The sequence below is a fragment of the Burkholderia sp. Ac-20379 genome (assembly GCF_017104645.1).
Lineage (GTDB): Bacteria > Pseudomonadota > Gammaproteobacteria > Burkholderiales > Burkholderiaceae > Burkholderia.
This window is the reverse complement of the sequence record NZ_JAAGPF010000209.1, coordinates 1-13,474: the sequence shown is the minus strand read 5'-3', so window position 1 is coordinate 13,474 and position 13,474 is coordinate 1. Positions and strand designations below refer to the sequence as shown.

The 13,474-nt window shown below is 65.8% G+C and carries 11 protein-coding genes and 1 rRNA gene; 1 reads left to right on the top strand and 11 read right to left on the bottom strand.

Annotation, left to right across the window (positions count from 1 at the left end):
* The 9 genes from G3N92_RS22695 to coq7 form a co-directional block, all read right to left on the bottom strand.
* Window positions 1-1,015: Mur ligase family protein (locus G3N92_RS22695; RefSeq protein WP_206129826.1), on the bottom strand; the 1,015-nt coding region annotated here is incomplete at its 3' end.
* A gap of 26 nt (window positions 1,016-1,041) precedes the next feature.
* Window positions 1,042-2,211 (bottom strand): phospho-N-acetylmuramoyl-pentapeptide-transferase, encoded by a 1,170-nt coding sequence (gene mraY / locus G3N92_RS22690; RefSeq protein ID WP_206129825.1) that lies wholly within the window; start codon window positions 2,209-2,211, stop codon window positions 1,042-1,044.
* Window positions 2,212-2,225: 14 nt separating this feature from the next.
* Window positions 2,226-3,632 (bottom strand): UDP-N-acetylmuramoyl-tripeptide--D-alanyl-D-alanine ligase, encoded by a 1,407-nt coding sequence (gene murF, locus G3N92_RS22685; protein ID WP_206129824.1) that lies wholly within the window; start codon window positions 3,630-3,632, stop codon window positions 2,226-2,228.
* Entirely contained in the window at window positions 3,629-5,173 is a 1,545-nt protein-coding gene (locus tag G3N92_RS22680; RefSeq protein ID WP_206129823.1) for a UDP-N-acetylmuramoyl-L-alanyl-D-glutamate--2,6-diaminopimelate ligase, read from the bottom strand. The genes murF and G3N92_RS22680 overlap by 4 nt, the downstream gene beginning before the upstream one ends.
* Window positions 5,170-7,017 (bottom strand): penicillin-binding protein 2, encoded by a 1,848-nt coding sequence (locus G3N92_RS22675; RefSeq protein ID WP_206129822.1) that lies wholly within the window; start codon window positions 7,015-7,017, stop codon window positions 5,170-5,172. Before G3N92_RS22675 ends, G3N92_RS22680 begins: the two co-directional genes overlap by 4 nt.
* Window positions 7,014-7,349: a cell division protein FtsL gene (gene ftsL / locus G3N92_RS22670; RefSeq protein WP_206129821.1), complete on the bottom strand. Its 336-nt coding sequence runs from the start codon at window positions 7,347-7,349 to the stop codon at window positions 7,014-7,016. Before ftsL ends, G3N92_RS22675 begins: the two co-directional genes overlap by 4 nt.
* Entirely contained in the window at window positions 7,346-8,287 is a 942-nt protein-coding gene (gene rsmH / locus G3N92_RS22665) for a 16S rRNA (cytosine(1402)-N(4))-methyltransferase RsmH (protein ID WP_206129820.1), read from the bottom strand. Before rsmH ends, ftsL begins: the two co-directional genes overlap by 4 nt.
* Before the next feature lie 23 nt (window positions 8,288-8,310).
* Window positions 8,311-8,739, bottom strand: a complete 429-nt coding sequence (gene mraZ, locus G3N92_RS22660) for a division/cell wall cluster transcriptional repressor MraZ (RefSeq protein ID WP_206129819.1) — start codon at window positions 8,737-8,739, stop codon at window positions 8,311-8,313.
* A gap of 374 nt (window positions 8,740-9,113) precedes the next feature.
* Window positions 9,114-9,740 carry a 2-polyprenyl-3-methyl-6-methoxy-1,4-benzoquinone monooxygenase gene (gene coq7, locus G3N92_RS22655; protein ID WP_206129818.1) on the bottom strand — a complete coding sequence of 209 codons (627 nt, stop codon included), beginning with the start codon at window positions 9,738-9,740 and terminating at the stop codon, window positions 9,114-9,116.
* Window positions 9,741-10,018: 278 nt separating this feature from the next.
* On the opposite strand from coq7, the gene G3N92_RS22650 reads away from it, so the two are divergent.
* A complete protein-coding gene (locus tag G3N92_RS22650; RefSeq protein ID WP_206129817.1) occupies window positions 10,019-11,197 on the top strand; it encodes a porin in 1,179 nt (392 codons plus the stop codon).
* Between the two features lie 159 nt (window positions 11,198-11,356).
* Here the strand turns inward: G3N92_RS22650 and G3N92_RS22645 are convergent, their stop codons facing one another.
* The gene (locus G3N92_RS22645; RefSeq protein WP_206129816.1) at window positions 11,357-13,033 is read right to left on the bottom strand and encodes a long-chain fatty acid--CoA ligase; all 1,677 of its coding nucleotides are present in this window, start codon (window positions 13,031-13,033) and stop codon (window positions 11,357-11,359) included.
* A 339-nt stretch (window positions 13,034-13,372) separates the two neighbouring features.
* Window positions 13,373-13,474: ribosomal RNA gene (rrf, locus tag G3N92_RS22640) — 5S ribosomal RNA — on the bottom strand; the annotation flags it as partial.

Below are 13,474 nucleotides of genomic sequence, written 5' to 3'. Positions count from 1 at the left end.
CGCGGGCCAGCGCGAACGCGGCCAGCGCGTTCGCGGCGTTGTGCAGGCCGCGGATGCGCAGCGCGTCGGCCGGCATCAGACGTTTCTGGGCGAGCGTGGGCGCCACGGCCGCCTCGGCCTTGCGACGGCGCGGCGACACCGGCTCGTCGTGGCCGTCGCGATCGATCGCTTCCACCAGCCAGTTGATCCCGCCCTCGCGCAGCAGGCCGTAATCGCCCTCGCGCGACGGCTCGTTCAGGCCGAACGTGACCGCGCGCGGCGCGTCGGCGGCCGCGGCGGGCGGCACGAACTTCATGACTTCGGCGTCGTCGCGGTTCAGCACGCGCACGGTGCGCGGCCCGAAGATCCGGCCCTTCGCGGCCGCGTAGGCGTCGAACCCGCCATGCCAGTCGAGGTGATCCTGCGTGATGTTCAGGACGGTGGCCGCATCGGGCGCGAAGCTTTCCGCGCTTTCCAGCTGGAAGCTCGACAGTTCGAGCACCCACACGTCGGGCAGCGCGGCCGCGTCGATCGCGGCCGACAGCTTGTCGAGCATCGCCGGGCTGATGTTGCCGGCCACCGCGACCGAGCGCCCCGCGCGTTCGCAGAGCAGGCCCGTCAGGCTGGTGGTGGTGGTCTTGCCGTTGGTGCCGGTAATCGCCAGCACCTTCGGCGCATAGCCGTTCGCGCCGAGCGCGGCCAGCGCGCGCGCGAAGAATTCGAGTTCGCCCCACACGGGAATGCCGCGTTCGCGCGCGGCGTCGAGCAGCGCGGCGGTGGCCGGATCGCGCGGCGACAGGCCGGGGCTCAGCGCCACCAGTTCCACGCCGCCGTCGAGCAGCGCGGGCGAGAACGGGCCGCCGACGAACTCGGCTTCGGCGACGGCGTCGCGCAATTGGGCAAGATTCGGCGGCGTGTCGCGCGTATCCGCGACGCGCAGCGGACACGCGTGCCTCGCGCACCAACGCGCGATCGCGAGGCCCGATTCACCGAGCCCCAGCACGAGCACCATCGGCCGCTGCCGATCTCCAAACATCTCGCCAGACATCGCTTGCTATCCCTTTACCGCAATTTGAGAGTGGTCAAACCGAACAGGCAGAGCATCAACGTGATGATCCAGAAACGCACGACCACCTGCGTTTCTTTCCAGCCGGACAATTCGAAATGGTGATGCAGCGGCGCCATCTTGAAGATGCGGCGCCCTTCGCCGTAGCGGCGCTTGGTGTACTTGAACCAGGTCACCTGCAGCATGACCGACAGCGTTTCGGCCACGAACACGCCGCCCATGATGAACAACACGATTTCCTGACGGACGATCACGGCCACCGTGCCGAGCGCGCCGCCGAGCGCCAGCGCGCCCACATCGCCCATGAACACCTGGGCCGGATGGGTGTTGAACCAGAGGAACGCCAGCCCCGCCCCGCCCATCGCCGAACAGAAGATCAGCAGTTCGCCCGCGCCCGCGATATGCGGGAACAGCAGATATTTCGAATAGACCGAGCTGCCCATCACATAGGCGAACACGCCGAGCGACGCCCCCACCAGCACCACCGGCATGATCACCAGGCCGTCGAGGCCGTCGGTCAGGTTCACGGCGTTGCTTGCACCGACGATCACGAAATACGTCAGCGCGATGAAGCCCCAGACGCCGAGCGGGTAGCTGATCGACTTCAGGAACGGCAGCATCAGGTCGGCGCGCGCCGGCAGGCCCATCGACAGGCCGCTGCGCACCCAGCTCATGAACAGATCGAACACGCGCACATTGCTGGCTTCGGACACGCTGAATGCGAGATAGACCGCCGCAAACAGGCCGATCAGCGATTGCCAGAAATACTTCTCGCGCGAGGACATGCCGCGCGGATCCTTGTGGACGACCTTGCGGTAATCGTCCACCCAGCCGATCACGCCGAAGCCGAACGTCACCAGCATCACGATCCAGATGAAACGGTTCGTCAGGTCGCCCCACAGCAGCGTGGCGACCGCGATGCCGATCAGGATCAACACGCCGCCCATGGTCGGCGTGCCCGACTTGACGAGGTGAGTCTGCGGACCGTCCTTGCGCACCGCCTGACCGACCTTCATCTCGGCAAGCTTGCGGATCACCCACGGGCCGCAGACGAGACCAATGCCAAGCGCGGTGATGGTAGCCATCACCGCACGGAACGTCAGGTACGTGAACAAGCGCAAAAAGCTTGCGTCTCCTTGCAGCCATTGCGCCAGCGCCAGCAACATTGCTTACTTCCTTCTCAGTGTGCGTCGGGCGTCGCGCCCGTCGCGGGTTGATTCGTCAGCGCGTCGACCACGCGCTCCATCTTCATGTAACGCGAGCCCTTCACCAGCACCGTGGCCGCCGCGCCATAGCCGGCGGCGTCGAGCGCCGCGAGCAGCGCGCCGATTTCGCCGAAATGCTGCGCAGCCGGGCCGTAGGCGGCGCAGGCGTCGCGCGTGGCGTCGCCCGTGGCGTACAGCGCGTCGACGCCGCGCTCGCGCGCATACGCGCCGATCTCGCGATGGAATGCCGGGCCTTCGTCGCCCACTTCGCCCATTTCGCCAATCACCAGCACGCGCGGTGCGGCTTGCTGCGCCAGCACGTCGATCGCGGCGCGCATCGAATCGGGATTCGCGTTGTAGCTGTCGTCGATCACGGTCGCGCCGGCCAGCGATGCGACCGTCGCATGCTTGACCTGCAGGCGGCCCTTCACCGGCTCGAACGCTTCGAGGCCGGCGCGGATCGCGTCGAGCGGCACGTTCGCCGCGAGCGCCGCCGCCGTGGCGGCCAGCGCGTTGCGTGCGTTATGCGCGCCCAGCGCCTGCAAGCGCACCTCGAGCGGGCCGGCCGGCGTTGCGATGGCCAGCACGCCGCCCTGCATCGTGCCCGTCACCGCGGCCTCGGTCGTGCTCACGCCGTCGTTCAGCGCGAAATCGACGACCCGGTTGCCGGTTGCCGCGACGCGCCAGATTCCGGCGTATTTGTCGTCGGCCGGAAACACCGCGACGCCGTCCGGCGTCAGCGCGTGGATCACCGACGCGTGTTCCAGCGCGACGGCCTCGACCGTCGCCATGAATTCCTGATGCTCGCGCTGCGCGTTGTTGACGAGCGCGACCGTGGGCGCGGCGATCTTCGCGAGCGTCTGCGTCTCGCCGGGATGATTCATCCCCAGTTCGATCACGGCGAGCCGGTGCGCCGGCGTGAGCCGCAACAACGTGAGCGGCAGGCCGATGTCGTTGTTGAAGTTGCCGGCCGTCGACAGCCGGGCGTCCTTGCCCACCGCCGCCGCGAACACCGACGCGATCATTTCCTTGACGGTGGTCTTGCCGTTGCTGCCCGTCACGGCGACCAGCGGCCCCGTGAAGCGCCGGCGCCAGCCGTGTGCGAGCGCGCCGAGCGCCACGCGCGTGTCCGCCACCTTCAGTTGGGCCAGCGAGGCCGGCGCGTCGCCGCGCGACACCAGCGCCGCGCTCGCGCCGCGTGCGGCGACGTCGGCGAGAAAATCGTGCGCGTCGAAGCGATCGCCCTTCAGCGCGACGAACAGATCGCCTTCGCCGGCCGTACGGCTGTCAGTGGACACGCGCGAGAACGCGATGTTCCCGTCGCCGGCGACGGTTGCGCCCGGAATCAGCTCGGCGGCTTCGCGCAGGGTCAGCATCGTCATTCGCTGCTCCCGTGTGCGTGCGTCGCGCGCGCCGCCAATGCGAGGCGCGCATGATCCTGATCCGAGAATTCGCGTTTCTTGCCCATGATTTCCTGTGTGGCTTCGTGGCCTTTGCCGGCGAGCAGCACGACGTCCTCGCGTGCCGCGCCGCGCACGGCCTGCAGGATCGCGCTGGCGCGATCCTCGATGCGTTGCGCGGCGTCGGGCGCGCGCATGCCGGCGGCGATCTGGCCGATGATGGCGAGCGGCGCTTCGCTGCGCGGGTTGTCGCTCGTCACGACGACGCGATCGGCCAGCCGCTCGGCGATGCCGCCCATCAGCGGACGCTTGGTGGTGTCGCGATCGCCGCCGCAGCCGAACATGCAGACCAGCGCGCCGCCACGGGCCGCCGCGATCGGGCGCAGCGCCTCGAGCGTCTTTTCGAGCGCGTCGGGCGTGTGCGCGTAATCGACGACGACGAGCGGTTCGTCGCTCGCGATCCGGCCGCCGAGCCGCTGCATGCGGCCGTTCACCGATTCGAGCTTGCGCAGTTCGGCGAGCGCCGCGTCGAACGGCACGTCGGCCACCAGCAGCGTGCCGAGCACGGCCAGCAGGTTGCTGACGTTGAACAGGCCGAGCGTGGCGACCTCGACGTCGGCCTTGCCCCACGACGACGCCAGGCGGAACGCCGTGCCGGTGGCGGTGGCGCGCACGTCGTGCGCGATCAGTTCGCGGTGGGCGGCCGGCGCGCCGGCGCGATCGCCGATGCCGTACGCCACGGTGGGCGTGTGGCCGGCCAGCGCCGCGAGCAAACGTTCGCCCGCCGCATCGTCGCGGTTGACCACCGCATGACGCAGCCCGCGCCAGGCAAACAGCTTCGCCTTCGCAGCCTCGTAGGCCTCGAAGGTGCCGTGGTAATCGAGATGATCCTGCGTCAGGTTCGTGAACACGGCAACGTCGAACGCCGTGCCGTTGACGCGGCCTTGCTGCAGCGCATGCGACGACACCTCCATCGCCACGGCTTGTGCGCCTTCGCCGCGCAATTGCGCGAGGCTGCGCTGCAGTTGCGGCGCGTCGGGCGTCGTGAAGCCGGTGGCGACCAGCCGGCCCGGCATGCCGCTGCCGAGCGTGCCGATCAGCGCGCACGGCGTACGCAGCGCGCTGAGCGCCGTCGCGATCCATTGCGTGCAGGACGTCTTGCCGTTGGTGCCGGTCACGCCGATCGCGAGCATGGCATCGCTCGGGTCGCCGTACCAGCCGCTCGCGATCTCGCCGGCCAGCGCGCCGAGTTCAGGCACGGCGTGCGTGACGGCCGCGTCGAGCGTGTCGACGGCGAAGCCTTCGGGTTGCACCAGCACGGCGGCCGCGCCGCGCGACAGCGCGCCGGCGATGTGCTGACGGTTGTCGACGCCGTCCACGGCATAGGCGAGAAACCCGTCGCCCGGCTGCACCGCGCGCGAATCGGAATGCAGGTTCGCGCCGGGCTGCAAATGCGCACGCAGCCACGCGAGCGCGGCTGCGATTCGGGCGTGCGCCGGATGGGCGCTGCGTACGGCGCTCATCGCACGACTCCGGCGCGGTTGTGCGCGTTGCTCGACACCACCATGTGATGCGCCGGCAGGGCCGCGAGCCGCTCGGCGCCGGCCTTCGGCGCGGCGGGCTCCTTCGGCGTGTCGTCGTTCACGACCAGTTGCTTGACCGGCATGTTCGGCGGCACGTTCAGCGCGCGCAGCGTGTCGCCGACGATCGTCGAAAACACGGGGCCGGACACCTGGCCGCCGAAGTGGCTGCCGGCGGTCGGCTCGTCCACCGAGACGGCCACCACGATGCGCGGGTTCGGCATCGGCGCCATGCCGACGAACGACGCGCGGTATTTCTTGTGGTCGTAGCCGCGGCCGACCTGCTTGTACGCCGTGCCGCTCTTGCCGCCGACGCGATAGCCGGGCACCGCCGCATCCGGCGACGTGCCGTTTTTCGTCACGACACTTTCGAGCATTTCGCGCACTTCGCGCGCCGTGGTGGGCGAAAACACCTGCGGGCCTTGCGGCGGCTGCTTGTCGTCGGTCTTGAACAGCGACAGCGGCATCAGCTCGCCGTCGTGGGCGATGGCCGTGTAGGCATGCGCGAGCTGGAACAGCGACACCGACAGGCCATAGCCGTACGACATGGTGGCCTGCTCGATCCGGCGCCAGCTCTTCCACGGCCGCAGACGGCCGGCCACCGCGCCGGGAAAGCCGACCTTCGGCGCCTGGCCGAGGCCGATGCTCGTATACATATTCCACATTTCCTCGGGCCGCATCGTCATCGCGATCTTGGTCGCGCCGATGTTGCTCGATTTCTGGATCACGCCGCCCACCGTCAGCACGCCGAAGCCGGCGTCATCGCTGATCGGCGCGCCGTCGAGCACGAAGTGGCCGTTGCCGGTGTCGACCAGCGTGTTCGGCGACACGCGGTGCAGATCGAGCGCGAGCGAAATCGTGAACGGCTTCATGATCGAGCCCGGCTCGAACGTGTCGGTCAGCGCGCGGTTGCGCAACTGCTCGCCGGTCAGGTGCGAACGGTCGTTCGGGTTGTAGGTCGGGTAGTTGACGAGCGCCAGCACCTCGCCGGTGCGCACGTCGACCACCATCGCCGCGCCCGCCTTGGCGTGGAACTTCTCGACCGCGGCCTTCAGGTTCGCGTACGTGACGTATTGGATCTTGCTGTCGATCGACAGATCGACGTCGGTGCCGTTGTGCGGCGGCTGTTGCTCGTCGACGTCCTCGACGATATGGCCAACGCGATCCTTGATCACGTGACGGCTGCCCGGCACGCCGGCCAGCAGCTTCTGGTCGGCCAGCTCGACGCCTTCCTGGCCTTCGTCCTCGACGTTCGTGAAGCCGATCAGATGCGCGGTGATCTCGCCTTCCGGATAGAAACGCTTGTATTCGTTGCGCGCGTAGATGCCGGGGATGTCGAGCGCGGCGACCTTGTCGGCCACGTCGATCGGCACCTGCCGCTTCACATAGGCGAAGCTGCGGTCGCCCGACAGCTTGCGGCGCAGCTCGGGCGTGCTCATATCGAGCAGCTTGCCGAGCTGGTCGAGCTTGCCCGCGCCGAGATCGTCCGGCACCGCTTCGGGAATCGCCCAGATCGCGCGCACGGGCAGGCTGGTCGCGAGCACGAGGCCGTTGCGATCGAGGATCTTGCCGCGCGTGGCCGGCAGTTCGAGCGTGCGCTGATAGCGGCTTTCGCCCTGCTTCTGATAGAACGCGTTGCCCGGCCCCTGGATCCAGAAGGCGCGCGCGGCCAGCGCGACGAAGGCCATGAACAGCATGAACACGACGAGCTTCGAGCGCCACATCGGCAGATGCACCGACAGGACCGGGCTGGACGTGAATTTCACGTTCGACTGGCGCTGCTTCATCGCCGGCTCCCCTGATCGCCGGCGGCCGACGAGCTCGGCAGCGGCGTATCGACGGCCTTCACGGCGCCCGGGGGCAGCGTCAGGTACTGGGTGCGGCCGGTGACGATCGGCTGCATCTTCAGCGAATCGTTGGCGAGCTGCTCGATGCGCGACGTCTTGGACAGCGCGCTCTGCTGATATTGCAGTTGCGCGTAATCCTGCTGGAGCTGGTGCTCCTGCGATTGCGCACGCTGCAACTGGAAGAAGATCTGCCGTTGCTGATTGGTCGAATTGACGACCGACAGGGCACAGCCCATCACGACGATCAGCAGGAAGATATTGAGGCGGTTCATGGCGCGACGCGCTCCGCGATGCGCATCACGGCGGACCGGGCGCGCGGATTCGCGGCGACTTCGGCGTCGCTCGGGAACTTGCGGCCGAGCAGCTTGAGCGGCGGCGACGGGAGATCGACTGCACGGATCGGCAGACGGCGATCGACCGCAGGCGCACTCGCATGCGCCTGCATGAAGCGTTTGACGATCCGATCCTCGAGCGAATGAAAGCTGATCACGACCAGCCGCCCCCCTTGCTCCAACGACGACAATGCGGCCTCTAGAACGACTTGGAGGTCCGCAAGCTCTTGATTGACGTGAATCCGTATAGCCTGAAAGGTGCGGGTTGCCGGATCCTTGCCTTTCTCGCGTGTCTTGACGGCGTGACCCACGATTTGGGCAAGCTCGCCCGTGCTGTCGAGGGGACCAAGGCGCTCGGATTCTGCCCGGCGAGCAACAAGCGCCTTTGCAATCTGAAAAGCAAACCGTTCTTCCCCATAATCGCGTATCACCTCCGTCAGTTCCTGCAACGGCGCGCGGGCCAGCCAGTCGGCCGCCGATTCGCCACGAGTCGTATCCATGCGCATGTCGAGCGGGCCGTTCGCGCGGAAACTGAAACCGCGCTCGGGATCGTCGATCTGCGGCGAAGACACGCCCAGATCCAGCAACACGCCCGTCACGCGCGGCACGCCGCGTTCGGCGAGCGCGCCGCCGAGCGACGCAAAACTGTCGTGCACGATCGAGAAGCGCGCGTCGCCGACCTGCTGCGCCGTCGCGATCGCGAGCGGATCCTTGTCGAAGGCGATCAGGCGGCCGCCTTCGGCCAGCCGGCCGAGCACCGCGCGGCTGTGGCCGCCGCGGCCGAACGTGCCGTCCACATAAACGCCGTCGGGCCGCGTCACGAGCGCGTCGACCGCTTCGTCGAGCAGCACCGTCCGGTGCTGAAATTCATTTCCCATCGCGGGCGTCTCCGTCACCGCAATCAGAAGGTGAAATTCTTCAGCGCATCGGGCATGCCCTGCGCCATCGCCGCCTGCTCCTTCGCGATGTAGGTTTGCGAATCCCACAGCTCGAAGTGACTACCCATTCCCAACAACATGACTTCCTTTTCCAGCCCGGCTGCCATGCGCAGCTCAGGCGATACGAGAATGCGGCCCGCGCTGTCGAGATCGACATCCGACGCGTTGCCGAGAAAAATGCGGCGCCACCAGTGCGCGTCCATCGGCAAGGCGGCGATCTTGGCGCGGAAAACTTCCCATTCGGGGCGCGGAAACAGCAACAGGCAGCCGTCCGGGTGCTTGGTCACAGTCACCCGTCCTTCTGCCTGTCCTTGCAGCGCCTCGCGATAGCGAGAAGGGACCGACATCCGCCCTTTCGCATCGAGCGTCAGCGCCGACGCCCCTTGGAACACTTTCCGCTCTCCCGTTCGGGGTGTCTCGACACCCGATATTGGCTGAGAATCTAACCGGAACTGCCTGCCAAATCACACAAAAATACACTTCCTCACACTGTTTCCCACTTTAGAGGAAGGGTCAGGGACGGTCAAGGGCGGCGGACGATTTTTTGACGAATTTTGTTAGTTAGAACAAGGACTTACGTTCACCTCTTCACGCTGGCCCTGAAACCGAAATTCGTTTGAAATTAACGGACTAGCGCGAGTTGTGGATGTGATACGTGAAAAGGCGCGTGCAAGCTGGCGTGATGGCGGGGGTTAAGGCGGCGGGAAAGTCCCGATCGAGCGATGAAGGCGGTGGGATGCGAGCGGTTTCGCATCCCACCGGATACTCAGAGATAGTAGGCAGTCCTCGTCATGACTTTCGAGGCCGCCTGCATCAGCCAACGCGCCGGAACCGGCAACTCGGCGCCGCCCGCATCGCTGGCCGTGCGGCCATGCTTGGCCTCGTCGTCGCGCATCTGTTCGACGATCGCGCGCGAGGCCGAATCGGCCGCCGGCAGCTCGGACAGATGGCTGTCGAGATGCTGCTCGACCTGGCGCTCCGTCTCGGCCATGAAGCCGAGGCTCGCCTTGTCGCCGAGCCGCCCCGCCACCAGGCCGATCGCCATGGCGCCGCCGAACCAGAGCGGGTTCAGCAGGCTCGGGCGCGAATCGAGAGATGTGAGGCGATGCATGGTCCAGGCGAGATGATCCTCCTCCTCGCGCGCCGATTCCTCGAACAGCGCCTTCAGCGACGGCGACGACGTGGACAGCTTCTGGGCCTGATACAGCGCCTGCGCGCATACCTCGCCCACGTGGTTGACGCGCATCAGCCCTGCCGCGTGCTTGCGCTCTTCGGCACTCAATTCCGGCAAGGCGTCGCCGTCGGGCAGCGGCACGGGGCGCGTCATGCGGCTCACGCCGGCGATCGCGCGCAGGCCTCGGTCGAATTCGTTAATCAGTTCATCGAACAGCATTCGGGATCTCCGGTCAGCCACTCGCCGCAGGGGTTTCGTCAGTTGTTTGTTCCGTTAACTGATCCAATTCTGCCGCGAACATTGCGGTAAACCCCCGATTTTAACCATTGTTGCCAAAAGAGGACATGCGCCATGTCGCGTCGGCCTTTTCCTTTTTCGTGAAAATGCCTTGCGCTACAGTACGAGCGGCTACTCAGAAGTGAAGCGGGGCACCGAACCATTCAAAAGCAAACGCCCCGCCAGATAAAAATCATTCTGTAATCCTTGGAGATCGTCGAATGAAAAAGTCGCTTTTCGCGCTCGTCGCGCTGAGTGCGTTTGCTGGCGCGGTCCACGCGCAGAGCAGCGTCACGCTGTACGGCATCATCGATGCCGGCATCCTGTTCAACAACAATTCGAACGGCGCACGCCAGTGGCAGCAGTCGAGCGGCGTGCTGCAAGGCAGCCGCTGGGGCCTGAAGGGCGTCGAGGATCTCGGCGGCGGGCTGAAGGCCATCTTCGTGCTCGAGAACGGCTTCAGCGTGTCGAGCGGCGCGCTCGGCCAGGGCGGCGGCGAGTTCGGCCGGCAAGCCTTCGTGGGCCTGTCGAGCGACGCGTTCGGCAAGGTCACGCTGGGCCGCCAGTACGATTCCGTGGTCGATTACACCGGCGCGCTCGCGACCGGCAGCCAGTGGGCCGGCTATATCGGCGCGCACCCGGGCGACCTCGACAACATGAACAACGCCAACCGCGTGAACAACGCGATCAAGTACACCAGCCCCGTGTACGGCGGCTTCCAGTTCGGCGGCCTGTACAGCCTGGGCGGCGTGGCCGGCCAGCCGGGCCGCAACCAGATCTTCTCGGCCGGCGCCGGCTACAACAACGGCCCGCTCGCGCTCGGCGTGGGTTACGTCAACGCGCGCAACCCGAACTACTCGTTCTTCGGCAACAACCCGAATTCGAACACGGCCGCGACAACGAGCGGCCTGAACATGACCAGCCCGGTCTATCGCGGCTATGCGTCGGCCAACACGCTGGAAATCGTGGCGGCCGCCGGCGCCTATTCGATCGGCGCGGCCACGCTCGGCCTGACCTACAGCTACACGCGTTTCGACGCGGTCGGCTCGACGGCCGGCGCCAACCTGAACCCGCTGAACCTGCGCGGCGACGCGGTGTTCAACAACGTCGAAGCGAACTTCAAGTACCAGCTGACCCCGGCGCTGCTGGCCGGCATCGCGTACGACTACACGCGCGGCTCGAAGGTCAATGGGCAATCGGCGGCGCAGTATCATCAGGTCAACCTGGGCGTCGACTATTTCCTGTCAAAGCGCACCGATCTGTATGCGATCGGCGTCTATCAGCATGCACTGGGCTACGATTCGACAGGCAATCGCGCGGTCGCCGCGATCAACAACATCACGGCATCGGCCACGCCGAATCAGGTGTCCGCGCAGGTCGGCATCCGTCACAAGTTTTGACGAACAAGCGTGTAATAACAGCCGTTTCACCCTCGAAAGCGCCCTGCGGGGCGCTTTTTTCTTGTCCTCGCGTCGGCCTGCTTCGGCCGCTTGGCGCCTCAAACGAAAACGGGCGCCATTGCTGGCGCCCGCTGTGTTCCTGCCCGTTGTCGGCTTCGTTCAGGCTTTGCCGTCACGCAGCTCGCGACGCAGGATTTTGCCGACGTTGGTCTTCGGCAGCTCCGTGCGGAATTCGATAAACCGCGGACGCTTGTAGCCCGTCAGCCGTTCCTTGCAGAAGGCGGCGATATCCGCGTCGGTCAGCGCCGGATCCTTCTTCACGACGAACAGCTTCACGGCCTCGCCGGAATGCTCGTCGGGCACCCCCACCGCCGCCACCTCGAACACGCCCGGATGCGACGAAACGACATCCTCGACTTCGTTCGGATAGACGTTGAAGCCGGACACCAGAATCATGTCCTTCTTGCGATCGACGATCTTCACGTAGCCGCGCGCATCCATCACGCCGATGTCGCCCGATTTGAAGTAACCGTCGGCCATCATCACCTTGGCCGTTTCGTCCGGGCGATTCCAGTAGCCGGCCATCACCTGCGGGCCGCGGATGCAGATCTCGCCAGGCTGGCCCAGCGCGACTTCGATACCGTCGTCGTCGCGGATCGAGATTTCGGTCGACGGCAGCGGCAAGCCGATCGTGCCCGTATATTCGGTGGCCGTGACCGGATTGCAGCTGACCACCGGCGAGGTTTCCGACAGACCGTAACCTTCGACGATCGGCGTATGGGTCTTGTCGTACCAGCGCTTCGCGACGCTTTCCTGGATCGCCATCCCGCCGCCGTTGGCCACGGCCAGCCGCGACAGGTCGAGCTGGTCGAAATCGGGATGGTTCAACATCGCGTTGTAGAGCGTGTTGACGGCCGGGAACGTCGACACCGGATAGCGCTTCAGCTCCTTGATCATGCCGGCGATGTCCCGCGGATTCGGGATCAGCAGGCCGGTGCCGCCAGTGCGCATCGTCAGGAAACCGCACACGGTCAGCGCGAACACGTGATACAGCGGCAACGCCGCCACGGTGAAGAACTGGGTTTGACCGCTCGGCAGCTTCGTATAGGCCGGGGCGTGCCAGGCTTCCGATTGCAGCACGTTCGCGACGATGTTCCGGTGCAGCAGGGTTGCGCCCTTGGCCACGCCAGTCGTGCCGCCCGTGTATTGCAGGAACGCGACGTCGTTCGGCCCGAGTGCCGGCGGCGTGAACGTCTGGCGCCCGCCTTCGGCGAGCGCCGCGTTGAAGCGTGTGAAGGCCGGCAATTGCCAGGCCGGCACCATCTTCTTGACGCTGCGCACCACGTAATTGACAAGCAGGCCCTTGATGCCGAGCAGATCGCCCATGGCGGCCACAACCACATGCTTGACCGACGTGTTGGCGATCACGGCCTGCAGCGTCGCGGCGAAATTCTCGAGCACGACGATCGCCTCGGCGCCGCTGTCGGCCAACTGATGCTGCAGTTCACGCGGGGTATAGAGCGGATTGACGTTGACGACGGTATAGCCAGCGCGCAGAACGGCGGCAATCGCGACCGGATACTGCAGCACGTTCGGCATCATGATCGCGATGCGCGCACCGCGCGACAGGCCGCGCGACTGAAACCATGCACCGAGCTTGCGCGACAACGCATCGATTTCGCCGTAGGTCAGCGCCTTTCCCATACAAATGAAGGCGGTACGGTCGCGATGCGAACGGAAGCTGTCATCCAGCAGATCGGGGACGGTCGGATAGCGCGATGGATCGATTTCGGCTGGCACGCCGGAGGGGTACGATTTCAGCCAAATCTTGTCCATGCAAGACGTCTCCTTACTGATTTTCGAATGGTCGTGCTAAAAAAGTATCCTAGCCGGTAGGCCGTCTCGAAACAACCGGGTTAGACACTCCTTTCAAACTCAGCCAATTGGCTGGGTTTTACGACCCATTGCGTGTAGGCGCGACGGTCTGAATCGCGATCTGGTGTCGGATCATCGCAGCGCCAATCGATGTGCGCAAGTATTTCGTCGGACAGTTTGCCCGTTGGAACAAAATTTCGATGGGCTTTGGGGATATTGCCGTGCGCGCGGTGGATGGGAATTCGGCGCAGAAAAGACAAAACCCCCACTGCTTACGCAGCGGGGGTTCTGAAGGAGGAAGCCTGACGATTACCTACTTTCACACGGGCAATCCGCACTATCATCGGCGTAGAGTCGTTTCACGGTCCTGTTCGGGATGGGAAGGGGTGGTACCGACTCGCT